This is a genomic window from Polyangiaceae bacterium, from assembly GCA_015075635.1.
Lineage (GTDB): Bacteria > Myxococcota_A > Polyangia > Polyangiales > Polyangiaceae > JADJKB01.
Genome location: JABTUA010000003.1, coordinates 1,283,810 through 1,302,670, shown reverse-complemented (window position 1 = coordinate 1,302,670; position 18,861 = coordinate 1,283,810). Strand labels below are relative to the sequence as shown.

The 18,861-nt window shown below is 69.7% G+C and carries 18 protein-coding genes; 8 read left to right on the top strand and 10 right to left on the bottom strand.

Annotated elements, in window-relative coordinates; all coding sequences use genetic code 11:
* Position 1: 1 nt before the first annotated feature.
* Positions 2–1,351 carry a M20/M25/M40 family metallo-hydrolase gene (locus tag HS104_36415; protein ID MBE7485440.1) on the bottom strand — a complete coding sequence of 450 codons (1,350 nt, stop codon included), beginning with the start codon at positions 1,349–1,351 and terminating at the stop codon, positions 2–4.
* Between the two features lie 50 nt (positions 1,352–1,401).
* On the opposite strand from HS104_36415, the gene HS104_36410 reads away from it, so the two are divergent.
* From HS104_36410 to HS104_36390, 5 genes are all read left to right on the top strand, one after another.
* Positions 1,402–3,066, top strand: coding sequence for a serine/threonine protein kinase (locus HS104_36410; GenBank protein ID MBE7485439.1), 1,665 nt, complete (start codon positions 1,402–1,404; stop codon positions 3,064–3,066).
* Between the two features lie 194 nt (positions 3,067–3,260).
* The gene (locus HS104_36405; GenBank protein ID MBE7485438.1) at positions 3,261–4,202 is read left to right on the top strand and encodes a hypothetical protein; all 942 of its coding nucleotides are present in this window, start codon (positions 3,261–3,263) and stop codon (positions 4,200–4,202) included.
* Between the two features lie 7 nt (positions 4,203–4,209).
* Positions 4,210–5,199, top strand: a complete 990-nt coding sequence (locus HS104_36400) for an NAD-dependent epimerase/dehydratase family protein (GenBank protein MBE7485437.1) — start codon at positions 4,210–4,212, stop codon at positions 5,197–5,199.
* 103 nt (positions 5,200–5,302) lie between these two features.
* Positions 5,303–6,988, top strand: a complete 1,686-nt coding sequence (locus tag HS104_36395) for a hypothetical protein (protein MBE7485436.1) — start codon at positions 5,303–5,305, stop codon at positions 6,986–6,988.
* Positions 6,985–8,235, top strand: coding sequence for a hypothetical protein (locus HS104_36390; protein MBE7485435.1), 1,251 nt, complete (start codon positions 6,985–6,987; stop codon positions 8,233–8,235). The genes HS104_36395 and HS104_36390 overlap by 4 nt, the downstream gene beginning before the upstream one ends.
* Positions 8,236–8,458: 223 nt before the next feature.
* Here the strand turns inward: HS104_36390 and HS104_36385 are convergent, their stop codons facing one another.
* The gene (locus HS104_36385; GenBank protein ID MBE7485434.1) at positions 8,459–8,773 is read right to left on the bottom strand and encodes a SlyX family protein; all 315 of its coding nucleotides are present in this window, start codon (positions 8,771–8,773) and stop codon (positions 8,459–8,461) included.
* Between HS104_36385 and HS104_36380 the strand changes: the two genes are divergently transcribed.
* Complete coding sequence (locus HS104_36380) at positions 8,772–9,860, top strand: hypothetical protein (protein ID MBE7485433.1); 1,089 nt, start codon at positions 8,772–8,774, stop codon at positions 9,858–9,860. The genes HS104_36385 and HS104_36380 overlap by 2 nt on opposite strands.
* 4 nt (positions 9,861–9,864) lie before the next feature.
* On the opposite strand, the gene HS104_36375 is transcribed toward HS104_36380, so the two are convergent.
* The gene (locus HS104_36375; protein MBE7485432.1) at positions 9,865–10,833 is read right to left on the bottom strand and encodes a hypothetical protein; all 969 of its coding nucleotides are present in this window, start codon (positions 10,831–10,833) and stop codon (positions 9,865–9,867) included.
* A 241-nt stretch (positions 10,834–11,074) separates the two neighbouring features.
* Between HS104_36375 and HS104_36370 the strand changes: the two genes are divergently transcribed.
* Positions 11,075–12,733: a PEGA domain-containing protein gene (locus HS104_36370; protein ID MBE7485431.1), complete on the top strand. Its 1,659-nt coding sequence runs from the start codon at positions 11,075–11,077 to the stop codon at positions 12,731–12,733.
* 6 nt (positions 12,734–12,739) lie between these two features.
* Here the strand turns inward: HS104_36370 and HS104_36365 are convergent, their stop codons facing one another.
* On the bottom strand, positions 12,740–13,279 hold the full coding sequence (locus HS104_36365) for a transglycosylase SLT domain-containing protein (protein ID MBE7485430.1): 540 nt from the start codon (positions 13,277–13,279) through the stop codon (positions 12,740–12,742).
* A gap of 148 nt (positions 13,280–13,427) precedes the next feature.
* On the opposite strand from HS104_36365, the gene HS104_36360 reads away from it, so the two are divergent.
* A complete protein-coding gene (locus HS104_36360) occupies positions 13,428–13,751 on the top strand; it encodes a TerB family tellurite resistance protein (GenBank protein ID MBE7485429.1) in 324 nt (107 codons plus the stop codon).
* Here the strand turns inward: HS104_36360 and HS104_36355 are convergent, their stop codons facing one another.
* From HS104_36355 to HS104_36330, 6 genes are read right to left on the bottom strand one after another with little or no spacing between them, the layout of a single operon-like run.
* Positions 13,752–14,714, bottom strand: coding sequence for a hypothetical protein (locus HS104_36355; protein MBE7485428.1), 963 nt, complete (start codon positions 14,712–14,714; stop codon positions 13,752–13,754).
* A gap of 3 nt (positions 14,715–14,717) precedes the next feature.
* The gene (locus HS104_36350) at positions 14,718–14,987 is read right to left on the bottom strand and encodes an oxidative damage protection protein (protein ID MBE7485427.1); all 270 of its coding nucleotides are present in this window, start codon (positions 14,985–14,987) and stop codon (positions 14,718–14,720) included.
* A gap of 55 nt (positions 14,988–15,042) precedes the next feature.
* Positions 15,043–15,435: a DUF962 domain-containing protein gene (locus tag HS104_36345; protein ID MBE7485426.1), complete on the bottom strand. Its 393-nt coding sequence runs from the start codon at positions 15,433–15,435 to the stop codon at positions 15,043–15,045.
* Between the two features lie 41 nt (positions 15,436–15,476).
* Complete coding sequence (locus tag HS104_36340) at positions 15,477–16,037, bottom strand: TlpA family protein disulfide reductase (protein MBE7485425.1); 561 nt, start codon at positions 16,035–16,037, stop codon at positions 15,477–15,479.
* The gene (locus HS104_36335; protein MBE7485424.1) at positions 16,018–17,745 is read right to left on the bottom strand and encodes a HAMP domain-containing protein; all 1,728 of its coding nucleotides are present in this window, start codon (positions 17,743–17,745) and stop codon (positions 16,018–16,020) included. The genes HS104_36340 and HS104_36335 overlap by 20 nt, the downstream gene beginning before the upstream one ends.
* A 1-nt stretch (position 17,746) precedes the next feature.
* Positions 17,747–18,826: a hypothetical protein gene (locus tag HS104_36330; GenBank protein MBE7485423.1), complete on the bottom strand. Its 1,080-nt coding sequence runs from the start codon at positions 18,824–18,826 to the stop codon at positions 17,747–17,749.
* Between the last annotated feature and the right edge of the window lie 35 nt (positions 18,827–18,861).

Below are 18,861 nucleotides of genomic sequence, written 5' to 3'. Positions count from 1 at the left end.
GTCAGCCCTCCTCGAGACAGAAGTCGCGCACCAGCTCCGAGAGCACGCCGAAGCCCCAGGTGAAGCCGTCCACCGGGATGCGCTCGTCGTGACCGTGGTACATGCGCGTGAAGTTCAGATCCGGCGGCAGGCGCACCGGGGAAAACCCGTAGCAGGTGGCGCCGAGGCGCGCGTAGGCGAACGAGTCGGTGAAGCCCGGGATCATGTACGGCACCACGGTGCCGCCCGGGTCGTGGCGCCCGACCGCCTTCACGATGGCGTCGTAGAGCGGCGTGTGGGTCTCGAAGACCGTGCCGTCGTGCTGCTCGAGGACGTTCAGGCGAAGGTCGCGCCCGATGACCTCCTGCACCTCCGCCAAGAACTCACCGACGCTGGTGCCGGGCACGACGCGCCCGTCGAGCTCCGCCCGGGCCTCCGACGGAATCACGTTCACCTTGCGCCCCGCCCGCAGGATGGTGGGCGAGACGGTGTTGCGCAGCATGGCGTTGATGCCGCGGGCCTGGTCCGGGTTCTGCCGCTCCAGGGTGTCGAGCAGGAAGCCGGCGAGGCGCGGCTCGAGCATCAGCGGCAGGAGCTTCTTCTGCGGGAAGGGCGCGCCGCGGGCGAGGGTGCGCAGGAAGGTCTCGACCACCGGAGTCACGCGCTGCGGCAGGCGGGTCGTGCCGAGCGCCGCGATGGCCCGGCTGAGCTTGACCACGGCGTTGTTCGGGTGCGGCATCGAGCCGTGGCCGGGATCGCCGCTCGCCACCAGCTCGAACCAGCAGATGCCTTTCTCCGACACCTGCACCGGGTAGAAGCGCGACGAGCCCATGTGCAGCGTGTGGCCGCCGACCTCGTTGAGGACGAACTCGGCCCGCACCAGCTCGGGGTGCTGCTGCACCAAGAAGAGCGCGCCCTTGTTGGAGCCGGCCTCTTCGTCGGCCACGCCAGCGAAGATCACGTCGCGGCGGAGCGGAGCGCCGGAGCGCTTGAGCGCCACCAGCGTCATCGCGCTCATGGCGACCATGTTCTTCATGTCGATGGCGCCGCGGCCCCACACGCAGCCGTCGGCCTCGACCGCCTCGAACGGCGGGTGGCTCCAGTGCTCGGGATCCGCAGGGACCACGTCCAGGTGCCCGTTCAAGAGCAGCGGCCCGGCTTCGCCGCTGCCGCGCAGGCGCGCGACGATGCTGGCGCGGGTGGGCTCGCTCTCGAGCACGGAGAACTCGATGCCCTCGCGCTCGAACAAGCGCGCGAGCAGGTCCGCCGCGGGTCGCTCGTTGCCGGGCGGGTTGGTGGTGTCGATGCGGAGCAGCGCCTTGAACAGCTCGAGCGCCTCGCCGGCGACTTTTTCGTGATCGATCGCGGACATGTTTGGGGGCCGAGATACTAGACTAAATCGTGGTACTCTGTGACCGTCCCATGACCGCTGACGACTCTGCGCCGTCCTTCCCGGAGCGCGTGGGTCGTTACGAGCTGCTGCTCCCCATCGGCACCGGGGGCATGGCGACGGTCTACCTGGCGCGCGTCGCGGTGGTCGGGGACGTCCACCGCGAGGTGGCGCTGAAGCTGATGCATCCGTTCATGCAGGCGGAGGGCCGAGAGACCACCGTGTCGATGGTGGAGGAGGCGAAGCTCGCCGTGCGCATCCGCCACCCGAACGTGGTGCCGGTGGTCGAGGTCGGCGACGGACCGCAGGGCGTGTTCCTGGTGATGGAGTACGTGGAGGGGGACACGCTCAGCGGTCTGCACCGCGCGGTGCGCGCGGGTGGCGGGATGCTGCCCCTGCCCATCGCGGGGCGCATCCTGGTCGACGCACTTGCAGGCTTGCACGCCGCTCACGAGCTCAGGAACGACGACGGCGAGCTGCTCGAGCTAGTGCACCGCGACTTCAGCCCGCAGAACATCCTGGTCGGCGCGGACGGCGTCAGCCGCCTGACCGACTTCGGCGTGGCCAAGGCCGCCGGACGGGTCAACGTCACGAGCTCCGGCATCATCAAGGGCAAGGTGGCCTACATGGCGCCGGAGCAGGCCCTGGGGAAGAAGGTCGATCGGCGCTGCGACGTCTGGGCCGCCGGCGTGGTGCTCTGGGAGGTCCTGGCGGGGCAGCGCCTGTACCGGGAGCAGGATCAGGTCGCGACCCTGCTCAAGATCGTGAACGAGCCGCCGCCGCGCGTCGGGAGCGTCCGGCCGGACCTCCCGAAGGAGCTCGATCAGCTGGTCGCGGACGCTTTGACCATGGACGTCGAGGCGCGCATTCCGAGCGCCGCCGAGCTGCGCAGGCGCGTCGTCGAGGCGTGGAAGACCGTGGGCGGGCTGGCCGACCCGAACGAGGTCGGCGAGTTCGTCCAAGCGACCGCCAGCACCAAGATCGAGGCGCGGCGCGAGCAGGTGAGCCGGGTGATCAAGCTCCGGAGCAGCCTGGCCAAGCTGGGCGCCGCTGCGGCTCGGGCGGCAGCGGACACGGGCACGCCCAGCGTCGGCACGGCCCGCGCCGCTGCCGAAGAGACCACCAGCGCCATCTCGGCCTCGAGCCTGCGCGCGAGCCAGGTCGAACCGGCGGCGGAGCCACCCCGGGCTCGCACCGCCGCTCGAGCGCTGCTCGCGCTCGGCGGCCTCGCCGCGGCTGTCGCCATCGGCGTGGTGTCGTGGCAGCTCGGAAAGCGGCAGCCTTCCCCGAGCGAACCTCCCGCCATGGCGGCGACGGCACCCGCGAGCGCAGCGACGCCGCAGGCGGAGCCCGCTCCCGCCCCTGCCCCCGCCGCCGCCACGGCTACTCCGCTGAGCATCGAGGCCAACGCCGCCATCAAGAGCTTGAAGGTCAACGGCAAGAGCATCCCGATCGACACACCAGCGCGCGGAGTGAAGCTCGTGCTCGGGAGCGCGGAGCGGGGCGACGGCCTGGAGCTCGAGGCCTTGGCGGAAGACCAGCGGAAGGCCAGCGCCAAGATCGCAAAGGACGCGAGCACCGCCACCCTGAGCTTCGCGGAACCCAAGAAAGCGGCCCCGGCTGCACCCCCGGGCAAAGTCGTGAGAGACTCGAACAAGCCCGCGGAGCTCCCCGGGCTCGCGCCAACGCCCTATTAGATGTCCCGCCCACCCACCCCCACCGTAGTCCTGCCCCTCCGGGCACTTCCAAGGGTCGTCCGCCGGGGGCAAGCCCCCGGACCCCCGACGCGATTCGCTTCGCTCGTCGCGGGCTCGCTTCGCTCGCGCACTGGCCCGCCAGGCGCTCTTGCGCACAGAGACAGCGTCACGCTGATTGGCAACTGAGGAGAGGAATGACCCGCACCCTCTCCCTGTGCGCCGTGCTCGCGCTCGTACCTCTGCTCGGGGCCGCGACGGCGCGGGCCGACGAGGCTGCCGACCTGGACGCGAAGGCTCGCTCCGCGTTCGAGAAGAAGGACTACGCCGGCGCGGCCGCGGCGTTCGAAGAGGCCTATCGGGTCAAGCCGCACCCGGCGACCAAGTACAACGCCGCGCTCGCCTGGGAGAAGGCCAACGAGCCCGCGCGGGCAGCGGACGCGTTCGAGAGCGCGCTGAACGCGGAGGGCCTGGACGACGGCCGAGCGAAAGCGGCCCGCGCGCGCCTGGCCGTGCTCAAGCCCATGCTCGGCTACGTCTTCGTCGAGAAGCCCATCGGCGCCACGGTCAGCGTGGCGCACGTGGTGGACGCGCCGGTCCCGACGCGCTTCCACCTCGCGCCGGGCTCGCACAAGCTCGCGATCAAGCGCCGCGACGGCACCGCTTCCGAGCAGGCCGTGGTGCTCAAAGCGGGCAGCACCACGACGGTAGAAGTCGAGGGCTCGGATCTGGCGGCGGGGAGCGCCGCTGCCGAGCTGAAGCCCGTCGGGGAGGCCCCCGCTCCGGCGGCTGCGCCCGCGAAGGACACCCCGGCACCCAAGCCGACCGGCTGCTCCACCTGCACCTGGGGCTGGGTCGCGCTCGGGGCCGGCGTGGTCGCCGCGGGCGCCGGCACCTATTTCGGCATCCAGACGCTCTCGTCCAAGAGCGACTTCGACGACTCGGGCAAGACCGACGCCGACGCGCGCGACCGGGCCATCCAGAATCGCACCCTGGCCAACGTCGCCTTCGGTGTGGCGGCGGTGGCCGGCGGCGTCGGGATCTACTTGATCCTCTCTGGCGAAAAGACGACGAAGGAGAGCGCCACCTGGTCGGTGGGCGTGCGGCCGGGCGGCGTGGACGGCACCTGGCGTTTCTGAGGTCCCGATGAAATCGGTTTTGGTCACCGGAGGCTGCGGCTTCCTCGGCAGCTCCATCGTGCGCGCGCTCAGCGCGCGAGGCGTGCGCGTGCGCGTGCTCGCCCTCGGCAACGAGCCCACCGACAACCTCCGCGGGCTCGACGTCGAGGTGGTGCGAGGCAACGTGCTGGACCGCGAGGCCTGCGAGCGGGCGGTGGCGGGACAGGACACGGTGTTCCACGCCGCCGCCATCTACAAAGCCTGGGCGCCGGACCCCTCCGACATGTACCGGGTCAACATGAGCGGCACCTTCAACATGCTGGAGGCCGCGCGACGCGCGGGGGTCGCCCGCGTGATCTACACCGCCAGCATCGTGTCGCTCGGCCGACCGCCCGTCGGTGGCCTGGCCGACGAGACCACGACGTACGAGGCCTGGGACCTCGACTTCCCCTACAGCCGCTCGAAGTACCACAGCCGGGAGCTCGCCGAAGATTTCGCGCGCTGGGGCCTCGACGTGCGGGTCGTGTGCCCGGGCGTGGTGCTGGGCCCCGGCGACATCACGCCGACCCCGAGCGGCAAGCTCATCATCAACACGCTGCAAGGTGGCCCGCCGGTCTACATGGACGCCGGCGCCAGCTACGTGGACGTGCGCGACGCCGCGGAGGTACACGTGCTCGCCGCGGAGAAGGGGCGCGCCGGGCAGCGCTACGTCGCCACCGCGCACAACCTCACCGCGCTGGAGTTCATGCAGGCCGTGGACGACGCGGTCGGGCGTTCGCGCCGCTACGTGAAGATCCCCTCCGGCCTGGCCCGCGGCGTCGTGAAGGCGATGGAGGTGGCGGCGCGCCGCACCGGCAAGGAGCCGCTCCTGACGCGGAGCTTCTTCGAGTACAGCACGCGCCCCTGCTTCTTCTCGGCCAAGCGCTCGGAGCGTGAGCTCGGCGCCACCTACCGTCCGCTCCGCGAGACGCTGACGGACGCGATCGCGTATTTCCGAGAGCGCGGGTTGCTCGGTTGATGCACCGAGAGAATGTAACCAAACGTCATGTGGCACAGGCGCGCACTTCAACGACGAAGTCGTCCGCCGACGCCTTGACGCTCGCGGCTCCAGCGCGATACGGTTGATCGCACCAACGGGGAGGTCGGCTCATGCCCACGCAGCACGCAGCACGCAGCACGCAGCACGCAGCACGCAGCACGCAGCACGCAGCACCCTAGTTAGCAGCGACGTTGGTTTGAAACTTGGCATCCTGGCAGCCGCGCTTTGCCTGGGCGGCTGGAACGATGGTCAGGTCGGCGTGAAGACCGAGCACATCTCGAGTTGGGGGAGTGGGACTCTCAGCAGTCCGATCGTCGTCAACCGCGACAACCCATGGTTCGAAGGCTGGTACTCCGCGCCGCCGGGCCGCTGGATGTTCGCGGCTGGAACGTATTCGCACGTCTACTCGAGCTCCCCTTTCGCCGGCGGCCACCTCCGAACGTTCGAGTTCGCGGAGCCGTCGTGGAACAGCATCGACGACTGGCAGACGCCGATCCGCGGTGACTCGCTCCATGGCTACGGCGGGTACCAGACCCCCGATGAGGCAGGCTGGCTGAAGTGGGCCATGCGCAGCGGCAACCTGGTGCCGGGCGGCCTGTACGCCGCCACGCTCGCGTACAGTGGTCCGAGCGGACCATCCACTTGGTTCAAGCTCGCCGACGATGTTCTGGTGGTCCCCGTCGTCGTCATCGCGTGGCGCAAGAACTACCCCGCCGCCGGCGACCCGCAGTGGCAGGACTTCCGAACGCGCGCCGCGGCGCTGTTCGACTTCATTCCATTCCAGGGTTCGCGGACCACGAACTGGCCCGCCGACTGGGGCGAATCGAGCTTCTGGTTTCCAGAGCCGACCATGTGGCCATGGACGAAGTTCGAGTCGGAGGACCCGACTGCATACTACGATCCCCCGGACGACGTCTGGACCCAGTGCGGCATCCAGTTCCAGGTCGTGGCGGCGTTCATGTTCGACGCGCCGAAGCAGTTCGAGCAGTACTGCTACGCGGGCGCACGGCATTTCTATGACGCCGACAGCGAGCGAAACAACCTGATTGAAGGTGCCGTTGGCCAGCACGGAAGGAAATTGCTGGTCACCGACCTCAGCCCCGTGTTCGCCGAGTTCGGCTATCTCGCCTGCTCGAACTTCTGGGGCAACTGGGTAGTGGGTTCGGCGACCTTCGAGATCGACCGAGCGGACGCCTCACCGCCCAGCAACCTCGTCGCCCACGAGCTCGGGCATGTCCTGCTGGGATCGGGGCACAGTAGCGCCCCAGGAAACCTGATGCGCCCAGCTCCAGCAAACGACCACGGCCTCGACGCATTTCAGTGCTCGACCGCGAGGGCAGCAGCGCGCGACTTCGCCGCCCGTTTCTGGACCTTCAACCGCGCGATCGGCCGGATCAGCGCGCAGAACCCGTACGCTCCAACCTACATCTACGGGGAAGATCCAGGTCCGGTCTCCATGGAATACTCGTGCTGTCAGAACGGGAGCGAGAAGTCTTGGGAGCAGGCTGGCGTCTGCTTGCTGGGCGGCGGAGACATCCTGCCGGATCAGAAGTGCACCGTGTGCTGTCAGATCCAGCAGTCCCCTCCCGATGCGCGGTTTCGTCCGCTCGGCGGCTGCCCGGAGCCCGACGTGATCCTGGAGGACTGGTGCGACCAGGTGTGCTGCGAGATCGACGCCCAGCGCCAGCTCATGTCGCGGCTGAAGTGCGACAACACGCCCGAAGCCGTCGAGGTCGACAAGTCGCTTTGCTCGAGGCGATCACGGTGAAGCTCGAGGTGACAGCGGCGCTGGCCTTCCTGGCGGCCGTCGGCTGCGGGCAGACCGCTCGCGATCCTGCGGGCGGCAGCGGTGGCGCTGCCGGCGGAGACGGCGGGTCGGGTGCAACCGGAGGCGTCGGCTCGGGCGGTACTTCGGGCACACCAGCTATCGAGTGTGCCGGCAAACACTGGACGCGCTTGGCCGTTCCTGCGGGTGGAAGCTACCGTCAAGGCCACGGCGCGGCCCGTTGGACCGACCAGATCCTCATCTGGGGTGGTGCAGGCGCCGAGCCAGGCGAATTCCCTGAGGGCGGCTGGCGCGTGTTCTCGAATGGAACGTCAATCGCGTTGCCGGCGGCTGGGGCACCGTCCCCACGTGGTGCACACGCGGTCGATGTTCTCGGTAACCGACTCTTGGTCTTTGGTGGTGGTGCGTACGCGGCGCCACCAGTCAATGACGGGGCGTCGCTGAACCTCGAGACAGACGTGTGGTCGGCGCTTCCCAATCCTGGTGCACTGCTTCCACCCAGGTACTACGCGCTGTCGGGCGCAGCCGGTGGCCGCTGGTTGGTGTGGGGCGGACTGAATCCCGATCTCGGAGGAACTCTGTCAGACGCTGCGCTGTTCGACCCCGCGACCGGAAGTTGGATCGGAGTCGCGGGGAAAGCGCCTCTTCCGACGTCGCTCTCCGAACCCAGAGCGCTGGCACGCGGCGGGACTGATGTCGGACCCGCGGCGTTCGGCTTCGGCGCGGGGGCGATTCCGGGCTACGGTTATGATCCGGTCTTGGCCGACTGGTGGGAGATGCCTTCCACAGGTGCCCCTTCGGCTCGCGAAGGCGCCAGCCTGACCTGGTCGGCCTCCACGAGCGAGTTCATCGCCTGGGGCGGCTACGACGACACCGGCGCTCGCGCGGACGGCGCCCGGTACTCCACCGTCACCGGCACCTGGAAGTCCATGACCACCGCCGACGCTCCTTCGCCGCGGTACTCACACTACGCCGCGGTGCTCGGCACGAAGCTCGTCGTCTGGGGCGGGAGGGAGAAGGTGTCCTCCGTCGCCACGGGAGGCGTCTACGACCTCGCCACCGACACCTGGGGCCCTCTGCCGACGGACGAATGCGCTCCGCCCGCCCGGAGCCAGGCGACGTTCACGGCGTTCGGCGACGGGAAGCGGGCGCTGCTCTGGGGAGGCGTGCCCGAGCCGCAGTCGTACGACGAGCCCGGCACCGACCAGGGCTGGCTGCTCGAGCTCTGACTCGACTTTCGCTGTCTTGGCACGAGCAGATCGCGATCCGCCACTGAGACCAAGACCCACGAGAACACCGGCGAGGCCGGCGCACTTTCCCCGTCAGGTAGGAATTTTGGCCTGACGCTCCCCGAGTGCGTCTCGACAACAACCTCGACGGAGGCAGGTCGCGGCGGCAAACACGGGGCGCGAAAGAGCGAAACCCGAGTCTGATCCGAGACGGTGCGCGCCCTCAATAATGCGGCGGCACCTCGTCCTTCGGATCCCGCGGCGCCGGCGCTTCACCCACCTCGACCAGGCGCTTCTCCAGGAGCTTCAGCCTGCGCTCGAGCTGGTCGATGACCTGCTGCTGCCGGTACACGACGTCGCTCAGCTCCGCGAGCGCGCGGTCCTGGTGGGTGTACCGCACCTCGAGCTCGACGACCCGGGCTTCCACCTGGCCTGTTGACGAAGGGTTTGCCACGCCCCGAAGTGTACCCGAGAGGGCTCGGGCGCTACACTCGTTCTCGTGCGGGCTCGCTCCCGCCCGGAGGTGGATTTCGGTCATGCGCAAAGCTTCGCTCTCGGCTCTGCTCGTTCTTCCAGGCTTCCTGTTCGCCGCCTGTGGCGGTTCGAGCGACGACGGCGGAGGTGGTGCCAAGACGGTGAGCATCGACGAGCTCCCCGCGGAGGTGGCCAAGGCGCAGTGTGCGCTCTACCAGAAGTGCTTCGGCGACCTGTTCCAGTTCTTCACGAACGGCGAGGACTGCCTGAAGATCAGCGAGGAGCGGGTCAAGAACGCCGAGATCGGCCAGCTCGCGGCGGCGGTCGCCTCCGGCAAGGTCAAATACGACGGCGCCATGGCGGCCAAGTGCCTCGAGGACATCGCGGCCCGGAGCTGCGCGGAGCTCGCGAATCGTCTGAGCGACAACTGCGACGCGGCGGCAGAAGGCAGCGCAGCCGTGGGCGAGGACTGCAGCTACGACCTCGACTGCAAGGGCACGGCGTTCTGCAAGCTCGACGGCGCCTGTCCCGGCAAGTGCACCGAGCGCTTGGCGGCCGGCGGGGCCTGCAAGCAGGACGACGACTGCCAGGACGGCCTGGTGTGCGGCGACGCCACCCAGGCTTGCGTCAAGCCCGGCGCGGTGGGTGAGCCCTGCGGCGGCGGCGTCCAGCCGGAGTGCGGGCCCACGCTGTTCTGCGTCGGCGACGACGACGCCGCCAAGCAGGCCGGCACCTGCAAGGCGCTCACCGAAGTGTTCGCCGGCAAGGCCGGCGACACCTGCGCGTTCCAGGACGGGACGCTCTGCGCGACGGATCTGTCGTGCGTCTACGACGCCCCGCCCCCCGCCTCCGGCAAGTGCGCGGCGCGAGTCGGCTCCGGTGCGGCTTGCAAGCGCCTGGCCGTCCCGAGCATGTGCCCGATCGGCGAGTACTGCGACGGCGCCGCGCTCGACGGCACGTGCAAGGCGCTGCCCGGTCCCGGGCAGCCCTGCGTGAAGGTGCTCGACAGCGACCACTGCGCTCCTTACAGCCGCTGCGACGGCGGCACCTGCGTGGCGCTGCAAAAGAACGGCGGCCCCTGCGGCGGCAGCCAGGTCTGCTACAGCGAGAGCTGCGTCAGCGGGACCTGCAAGGTCAACGCCTGCCAGTAGGCCTTCAAGCCGCGTACTTCGCGGAGAGCGCGTCCTCGGCCAGCTCGTCGAAGCTCATCCTCGCGGCGCGCTTTCGGTCGCTCTCGGTGTAGAGCCGCGCCAAGAGGGAGCGGTCGATGCCGACGATGCGCTCGATCAGCCGCCCGAAGACCAGCCGCGCCACCGGGTGATCGTTGTACAGGTCCTGGAGCGCCTGCATGAAGCGGGTGAAGGGGTGCTCCGCCACCCCGGGCTTGGTGCCGAGGATCTGCATGCGCTTGAACGCCTCGCGGATGCGGCGTCCGCTGGGATCCGTCAGGCTCATGGGCTCGAAGAACACGCTCTTGAAGAACGGAGCCGCGTGATACATGACGCCGGCGAGCGCCCAGGCGCCCTTGACGCGCTGGCCGAGCGGCTGCCGTGGCCGGTTCTTCAGCTTCTCGCGATACTCCGGCGACGAGTAGTACTCGGTCATTCGAAAATCCATCGCGATGTGTCGCGACTCGTCGCGGTTGATGAGCTCCATGGCGCTCGCGCTCATCTCGTCGCCGACGTAGTCGTTGATCGAGCGCAAGAGGGCCACGTCGAGCACCAGCTCGCCGCCGGTGATGTAGGCGTTCGCGATCTCGGGTGAGAGGTGACGGACCGCGTTCACGAAGTGCGGAGTGAACCTGACCAGCGCGGGGTTGGGCTCGTAGGTCTTGTAGTGGTGCACGTCGTAGAAGTCGGCGAGCATCTGCGCGGCGTGCGCGTGCCGCACCTCGTCCTTGACGAAGGTCGCGAAGATGCGCCGGAGCACCTCGTCGTCCGCGTTCTTCATCTGCTGAGCGAAGAGCGCGCCGGCCAAGCGCTCGATGCCGGCCATGTCGGTGAAGTACTGCACGATGGCGATCTCGTCCGCGCGACTCATCTCGCGCGGCTGCTTGTTCCAATCGAGATCACCCACGCGCCATTGTTCACGTTCACACTTCTCGAGCATCACGCGGAGATCCATCGGCGACGTTCCTCTGCGCACAGGATAGCGCCGCGGCGTGAGCTCGAACGCCGGCGCTGCATGTGGACCGATGTAATCCCAGGTCGCACTCCGCACAGCGTGTCACTGGAACCTTACCGGCCGGCTGCAACACCGCCTGCCAAAACCGCGCATCCATTGCGGGATCCTTCGTGCGTCCATCGGGGTCAGCGTGTATTGTCTCGCCGCCGTTCCGGACAGCCGGTCGGGCGAAAGGGAGCACATGGCCGACCTCAATTCGTCACCTTCGAACGAGAAACCGAGCCTCGACGTTCTTTTTCCGGACCTGAAGAAGTCCGACACGGCACTGCCGGCGCCGCGCTTCATGGCACCGGCGACAGCGGCGGCCAGCCTGCTCAAAGGTGCGCCGCCGTCGGCGCGTGTGGTTCCCCCTCCGCCCAGCTTGCGAAAGCCACCGCCGAGCGTGAAGCCGCCGCCGCCCAGCGCGCGCGGCGCGCACGTCGCGCCGCCGGAGGAGCTCGACGTCGAGGAGCTACTCGCGACTTCGCCGGAGGCCTCGCCGGCACCGCTCGAGCCCATCCGCCCGGTGGACGACGACTACGTGGACGAGGGACCGACCGTCGCCATGCAGTCGCCGATGCTCGCGCCGGTCACGTCGCGCCCGGCGCTCTCGGCGCCGCGTCCCGCGCTCCCGACGCCTCCGCCGAGCCGGCGCGCCGCGCCGCCGCCGAGCGCAGCGAAGCTCCCGCCGCTGCCCTCCGCGCCGAGCTCTGGCAAGCACTCCGCGCCCGTCGCGGCAAAGCCCTCGACCCCGAGCGCCACGAAGCTCCCGCCGGTGCCGCTCCCTCCGCCCTCGCTGCGCAACGTCGCGCCGCCGAGCAAGCCCATGGAGATGGAGAGCGCGCCCGCGCTCCCTCCCGTGTACACGGATGAAGAAGAGCAGCCCGTCGTGCATGCGCCCGTCAGCTCCAGGGCGTCTCGTGCATCGGCGGCTGCCAGCCTGGCCGCGGGCTCGGGTCCCGTCCGCGCGTACGTGCCGCCGAGCGCGCCGCCGCCGGCGTCACGTCCGGTCGCTCCCCAGGAGACCGTCCCCGCGAGCCGCGCGCACAGCTTGATGCCCACCGCCGCGAGCGTGCCTCCGCCTGCGGTCGCACCAGCGAAGAAGAGCCGCGCGGGCCTCTGGGCCGTAGCGGCCGTGGCGTCGCTCGGCGTGTTCGGCGCGCTCGGCTTCGCCGCGGTCAAGGGCAGCTCCGCGCTGGGCCTCGGCTCGGCCGGCACCGGCAGCGTCGCCGTCACGGCCTCGGGTCCCGGAGGGGCGAAGATCGACGGCTTGCGCGTGTTCGTCGACGGTGTGGTCAAGTGCGAGAGCGCTCCCTGCCGGCTCACCAACCTCGGCGCGGGGACGCACTTCGTGAGCGCCGACGCCCCCGGCTTCGCGGCGACCGCGGCGCGCGCCGTCGCCGTCGAGCGCGGCGCCGAAGCCGCGCTGCACATCGACCTGGTGCCCGCCAACGCCGCGAGCGCGCCGGCCCCCGAGCAGAAGGCCGAGGCGAAGGCCACGTCGCTGGACGACCTGGCGCCGGTGCAGGCGGCGGCGCCCGCTCCCGCCAGCGAGAGCCGCGCGCGCGCGCCCGAGAAGAAGGACGCGAAGAAGCCCGAGGCGACCAAGGCCGAGGCGAAGCTGGACGCCAAGAAGGCCATCGCCGAAGAGGCGACGGGCGGCGGGACGCTGAACATCAACTCGATCCCGGTGGCGAGCGTCGTGCTCGACGGCCGCCCGGTGGGCTCCACGCCGCTGGTCGGGCTCAAGGTCAGCGCCGGACCGCACTCGGTGGTGTTCATCCACCCCGAGCACGGCCGCAAGGCGTCGGGCACCACGGTCAAGGCCGGCGGGACCGCGACGGTCGCCGTTCGCTTCTGATGCTCTTCAGCGCTTGGCCGGCGGCTTCGGCTTGCCGGCCTCGCGCAGCAGCCGCTCGCGGTACTTGATCACGCGCCAGGTCTTCTCTCCGGGCACGCACCAGCGCTTCTGCTTCGGGAAATTCAGACCCTGGTAGCTCGCGAGCCAACGGGGCAAGGCCGCGCTCTTGGCCTTGTCCAGGCACAGCTTCCTGTTGTCGCTGATGAGCTGCCCCATGGTGCGTAGGTTCGTCTCGGCGTCGAGCAGCGACTGCTTCACGGCGCGGCACTCGGGGCTCGGGTCGTCGCGCGGATCCGCGTCGTTCTTGCACGCGCCCACGAAGCGCGCGCGGATTTGCCCGAGCCCGTAGTCCTCACGATTCGGCGCGATGACGTCGGGGTGCCAGCCGCTCTCGCTGTGGACGATGGCCACCATGGTGAGCGGGTCGAAGCCGCGGGTCTTCGCCTCGTCTTGCACGATCTTCGCGAAGCGCTCCGCCTCGTCCCGCGCGAGCTCCGGGCGCGAGAGCAAGATGGCCGAAACGATGATGGCGAGCGGGCGGAGCATGGCGCGGCGGACCGATTCGGTAGCAGACGCCCCCGAGCCTCGGCAAATCCCGCGGCCGCTGGCCGCCGAAATCGAGTGCGAATGCCGGCCGTTACGGGTCGGAGAATTCCCCTCGCCGGCCCGCGAGGGGGCTACTACCCTCGGCGCCATGCAGAAGTTGAAGAAGGAAGAGCGCCTTCTCCTCCTCAAGTTCGTCTGCGCCTTCGCTTGGGCAGATCTGGAAGTGAAGGACAGCGAGCGGGCGATGGTGCGAAAGCTGGTCGGCAAGCTCGAGCTCGACGCCGACGAGAAGAAGCAGGTCGAGCAGTGGCTGAAGAAGCCGCCGCGCGCCGAGGAGGTCGATCCGAACAAGATCCCCCGGGCGCACAAGAAGATCTTCTTGGACACCGCCAAGCAGATGATCGCCGTGGACGGCGAGATCGACGAAGCCGAGCGCGAGAACCTGGAGTTGCTCGAGCAGCTGCTGGTGTGATCAGCGCTTCGAGATCACGACCTCGGAAGCGAGCTGAATCGACGAGCCCTCCAGCCCCGGCAGCGCCAGGCTCATGTTGCGGGTCATCTCCAACCGCCCGGTCGGGTACACCTCGCCGAAGCGGAACACCAGCTCGCCGCTGCTCTTCGCGACCGCTGCGCCGTCGCCCTGCCCGACCGGAGTCTGCGTCCGGGTCAACTTGGTGTGGGCCGCCTTCTTGTCGAGCTTCGTCAGCTCGTAGACGCTGACCTGCTGCACCGGGCCATCCTTTTCCTGCACCACGCTGGTGACCTCCCAGCTGGCCCCGACGCCCACGGCTTCTTCGGGGAAGGGGTCGCCGGTCTCGACGGGAGCGTCGCCGTCCGTGGCGCCTTCCTCAACGTGGAACTCCTTCATCACGCCGCGGTTGGTGAGCCAGCCCCAGCCGGCGATCTTCTCGGGCGCACCGCCGCCGCCGCCCATCAGGCTGCCGAGCGCGCCGGCCACGCCGCCGCCCGCGCCGGTGCCGCTCTTGAACGGACCGGCCTGGAACTTGAAACGGGCTTCGCCGGCCTTGTTCACTTCGACGATCTGCGCCTCCATGGGCGCGCTCAAGGAGATGGTCGGCAGCGGCAGGTTCGCGCCCTTGACGCGGGTCTTGGCCTTCATGCCGAGGAGCTGCTTGCCCTTGCCGAAGCTGTGGCGCAGCGCCCGGCGCGGCTCGGCTCCCGGCTCGAGCAGCTTCACCTGTGGCGCGGCGCTCGGACCGGTCTCGGCGCCGGCGAGCGGCGTCGGCGCCGGCGCTGGGCCACCGGGTGACTGCGCCACCGCGGGCGTCGGTCTGGTCTCGTCCGGTGTCTCGCTCGCGCTCTTCTTGGGCCCGACCTGTGCCTCCTGAGTCTCGATGACGGGCGGCGGCGGCGGCTTCGACGCGCACGCCGCTGCCAGGAGGCAGAGGGCCGCGCCCCGGAACAGCGGGCTCATCGCTCAGCCATGGGGCTTGAACTCGGGCGGCAGCGCCGAGCCTTCGCCGTAGAAGAAGCGCTCGAGCTCCGTCATCCACACCCGTTGCCCCTGCTCGCTGGTGAGGTCGAGCCGAAACTCGTTGATGATCATCTTCGAGTGCTCGAGCCACATGCGCCAAGCTTCCTTGGACACGGTATCGAAGACCTTCTGCCCGAGCTCCCCTTTGAACGGAGGCTTCTCGAGACCCTCCGCTTCGCGGCCGAGCTTCACGCACTGCACCATGCGAGCCATCTCGGCTTTGTGCGACGGCGCTGCCGGTTCGTCAACGGTAAAGGAGCGTCCAGACTCAGTTGAGCGTGCCGTCGGTGGCCATGTTCGTGCGCACGTTCACCTCCGCCGCCCGGGCACGCTCCACCTCGAGCACCGCCGCCACCTCGTCGTCCATCGTTCCGGCGAGCATCTTGCCCCACATGATGAAATCGGCCGCCAGGCTCCAGGTCGGGTAGCTGAAGGTCGCCGGACGGTTCTTCTCGACCAGGAAGTGCGAGAGCCAGGCCGGGCCGTAACCCACGACCGGCGCTGCCAACAAGAGCCAGCGCCTTCGGCTCAAGAGGCCCAGTGCGGCGCAGCCGACGGCGACCGTGGTGCCGACGAAGTGCATTTGTCGCGTCAGCCGCTTGGAGTGCTGCCGCACGTAGAAGGGCCAGAACTCCTCGAAGGACTCGATGCGTTCGCTCATGACCCCGGTAGCGTGCCAAAGGACCAAGCTGCGCGCCAGGGTCAGCGTCGCAGGGCGTCGTCCACCAGCCTCCGAAGCTCCTCGCCCCGCACGACCCGGTTGCGAACTGCGACGATCTTCCCGCTCTTGTCGACCACGACCATGGTGGGGAGGTTTCGCACACCGTAGGCCTGAGCCACCCGGGTACCCTCGTCGAACACCATGGCGTAGCTCAGGGACGCGGACTTCACGAAGGCGAGCGCGCTGTCACGCTCGTCGCTCGTGTTCACGCCGACGACCGCCACGTCCGCGCCGGCGGTGCGCGCGAGCTCCTCGATGATGGGCGCCTGCTGCCGGCACGGTCCGCACCAGCTGGCCCAGAAGTCGAGGACGACGGCCTTGCCGGCCAGATGGGTCAGGCGCAGCCGGTTCCCGGCGTCGCCTCCCGAGATGACCTCGAGCTCGAAGTCCGGCGCCGGCTGTCCCTCGAACGCGTTCGCCTTGCCGCCGGGGAGGCGCGGCAAGACGACCAGCCCGAAGATGAGGCTGACCGCGATGACCAGCGCGAGCGTGAGCCACGCCCGCCGGGGGCTCGCGTCCTCGCTATTTCGCTCGGGGCTCACTGTCCGGCTTCGGTCTAGCCGAGGACGGCGGCCCTTGCCACTGTCGTGCCTCGAGCGCCGCGTGCGCGGCCGAGGTACCCGCAACCGGCAAGGTCACGCGCATCCGGGCGCCCCCGAACGAGCTCGACTCCGCGGCGATGCTGCCGCCGTGCTCCATGATGATCTTCTTCACGATGGCCAGGCCGAGGCCCGTGCCCTCGGTCTTCGTGGTGAAATACGGATCGAAGACGCTCTGGCGCATTTCCGCCGGGATCCCCGGCCCGTCGTCGTCCACGTCGATCGACCACTGCTCGCCCTTCCGTTCCAGCCGGACCAGCACGCGTCCCTCGCCCCGACCTGCTCCCGCGATGGCCTGGCCGGCGTTGCGGATCAGATTGAGCAGCGCGCGCCGGAGCATCTGCCGATCGATGTGAGCCTCGGCGACGCCCTCCGGCAGCTCGAACTCGAGCTCGACCCCGCGCGGGAGCACGGCCCCGTGCGCGAGAGGCGCCTCGGAATCCAGCATCCCCTCGTCGTCCACCACGCTGATGCGCTCGCGCTGCTCGCGCAGGAACTCCGCCAGGTCCGCCTTCTCGAGCTGGGCCTGGGGCAGCCGAGCGAAGCTCGAGAACTCGCCGACCAGGCGACGCAACGTCCCGACTTCGTCCTCGACGACCTCCCGGGTGGTGTCGAGCAGCTTCCTGTATTTGTCGTCTTCGCCCTCGTAGCGACGGTGTACCTCCTGCACCGCGAGCTGGATCGGCGTGAGCGGGTTCTTGATCTCGTGCGCCAGGCGTCGCGCCATCTCTTGCCAGGCGCCGATGCGTTGCAGGTACTCGATGCGCGCACGGCTGGCCTCGACCTCGCCCAGCATGCGATTGAAGGCCCGGGCCAGATCGGCGATCTCGTCGCTCCCGGTCTCCGGCACGCGGATGGCCAGATCGCCCGCACCGACCCGCTTGGTGGCGGCGGCAAGCCCGCCGATGCGGGAAGAAACCCCTCGCGCGAGCAGGGTTCCGACGCCGAACGCCGCGATGATGGTGATCCCGAGCAGCGCCGCGAACGAGTACACGTAGCTCTCTTCGTCGATCTCGCGCCGCTGCTCGATTTGTTTGTAGGTGTCGACGAACTGGCTCATGCCCTCCAGCTCCTCGAAGCGGGCCTTGTCCGCCGCGAACACCGCCACGAGCTTCGCCGCGCGGGGTGCGTCGGGCTCTTCGGGAGCGGCCGCGTCGTTCTCCGGCGGTTCCTCGGGGTCGTACTGCTCGTTCCCGGTGTCGGGCGGGGGGGCCTCCTCGCCGAGGTAACGCGTGACCTCGAGCCGGTTCTCCTTGACCGGGTCGAGCGGCGTCCCGCGATCGACGCTGGCCAAGAGCTTGCCGTCCGCCGAGTACACGCTCAGCGAGACCAGCCCTGGGTACTTCCCGAGCTCCTTCGAGAGCTCGTCCTTGGTGGCGTCGGCCTCGCCTGCGGCGGTCGCTTTGCGCAGGGCAGCGCCGGCCGCGATGGCGGCGGCGGCGTTTCGCATCGAGGCCTTCACTGAACGCGCCAGCTCCTGGTAGAGCCCCAGGGACTGGTCGAGCCGCGTGCCGATCTCCGGCAGGTAGAAGCGCGAAGCGGTCTGACGCACCATGCTGCGCGCCATCCAGATCGCGCCGAGCATGGGGATGAGCGCGGTCAGGCCGATGGCCAGCGATAGGCGGCGACGGATGCGCCCGCTCCGAGCCACGCTACTCCGCGCCCCCGCGAGAAAATAGCCTGCGCAAGAGCTCGATGGGGTCGAACCCGAGCAGCTGTCGAACGTCCTTCGGAGTGTGCGCCATCTCGCGAACTCGCGACAGCGTCGGCCCCAGCGGTCCGTCCGCGCTGAGCCAGGCCCCGGCCCCCATGCGCTCCGCGAAACCACGCACCGCGACGATGGCCGCACGCCCGACGTCGATCCCCAGCGGCAGCGCCACGGCCGGCACCGCCGGAGCCAGGATCACGTCGCGAGCGGCGACGGCGGCCGCCCAGGCCCCGGGAACGGGCTTGTCCACGAGCGCGCGCAGCGTGTCGAGCTCACCGAAGCAGCCGAGCGCGATGGGACCTGCCGCTTGCTCCGCCGCGCGTGACAGGTGGCGGTAGTCGCGGCGGAAGTCCCCTGCCACGAGGCCCATCTCCGAGCGCAGCCGATCCGGCCCCAGGATCAGGTCGAAGCCCGCGCCTTTGCGCCGCGCAACGAGACACGTGTAGAGCTCCCCCTGACGGAACACGCCGAGCATCATCGACTTTCCGTCCGGGCACAGGGCGTCGAACGCTCTGAGCAGCACCCCCTCGTGAGGCATCGGCCAGGCATTGATCTTCCAGGGCCACACGGCCAGGCGCCCTTCGGTCTCGAGCTCGCGCAGCACGTTGACGAAGAGCAGCATCTGGCCGAGCGCGTCGTGGTCGCGGCGCAGGCGCCCGGCGAACCGCTCCATCAGGTCGTCGAGGGCTCCGCGCTCGATCTGCGCGGCCCAGCGACAGCCGTAGCGCTCGGCCAGCGCGTCGAGCGGTTCCGGCCACGGCTCCGCGGCGAGGTCCAGGCGACCGAGCTCGGTACCGACGAGCTTCTTCAGCTTGCCGCCGGCGCTGACGGCGATGACGCCGCCGCGACGGCGGCCGCCCGCGCTGGCCCGCGCCGCGGCGGCCTCGGCGCTCCCGGACGGCTCCTCGCCGCGCTCCGCCGGATCATCGAGCTCGGCGCTCGGACGCGCCGAGCGAAACACCTCCGCGAGCCGCACCCAGTCGTCGGTGGTGAAGCCTTCGAGGCGGATGTCACGCGCGAGCACGGCCCGGGAGTATAGCCGGGCCCCCTGGGAAATTG

Excerpts from the sequence above, each read along its gene's own strand:
- HS104_36370 (MBE7485431.1), top strand. The coding sequence starts at position 11,075 with ATGGCCGACCTCAATTCGTCACCTTCGAACGAGAAACCGAGCCTCGAC.
- HS104_36415 (MBE7485440.1), bottom strand. The coding sequence starts at position 1,351 with ATGTCCGCGATCGATCACGAAAAAGTCGCCGGCGAGGCGCTCGAGCTG.
- HS104_36405 (MBE7485438.1), top strand. The coding sequence starts at position 3,261 with ATGACCCGCACCCTCTCCCTGTGCGCCGTGCTCGCGCTCGTACCTCTG.
- HS104_36385 (MBE7485434.1), bottom strand. The coding sequence starts at position 8,773 with ATGACCGAAATCCACCTCCGGGCGGGAGCGAGCCCGCACGAGAACGAG.
- HS104_36380 (MBE7485433.1), top strand. The coding sequence starts at position 8,772 with ATGCGCAAAGCTTCGCTCTCGGCTCTGCTCGTTCTTCCAGGCTTCCTG.
- HS104_36375 (MBE7485432.1), bottom strand. The coding sequence starts at position 10,833 with ATGGATCTCCGCGTGATGCTCGAGAAGTGTGAACGTGAACAATGGCGC.
- HS104_36345 (MBE7485426.1), bottom strand. The coding sequence starts at position 15,435 with ATGAGCGAACGCATCGAGTCCTTCGAGGAGTTCTGGCCCTTCTACGTG.
- HS104_36400 (MBE7485437.1), top strand. The coding sequence starts at position 4,210 with ATGAAATCGGTTTTGGTCACCGGAGGCTGCGGCTTCCTCGGCAGCTCC.
- HS104_36355 (MBE7485428.1), bottom strand. The coding sequence starts at position 14,714 with ATGAGCCCGCTGTTCCGGGGCGCGGCCCTCTGCCTCCTGGCAGCGGCG.
- HS104_36410 (MBE7485439.1), top strand. The coding sequence starts at position 1,402 with ATGACCGCTGACGACTCTGCGCCGTCCTTCCCGGAGCGCGTGGGTCGT.
- HS104_36350 (MBE7485427.1), bottom strand. The coding sequence starts at position 14,987 with ATGGCTCGCATGGTGCAGTGCGTGAAGCTCGGCCGCGAAGCGGAGGGT.
- HS104_36365 (MBE7485430.1), bottom strand. The coding sequence starts at position 13,279 with ATGCTCCGCCCGCTCGCCATCATCGTTTCGGCCATCTTGCTCTCGCGC.
- HS104_36360 (MBE7485429.1), top strand. The coding sequence starts at position 13,428 with ATGCAGAAGTTGAAGAAGGAAGAGCGCCTTCTCCTCCTCAAGTTCGTC.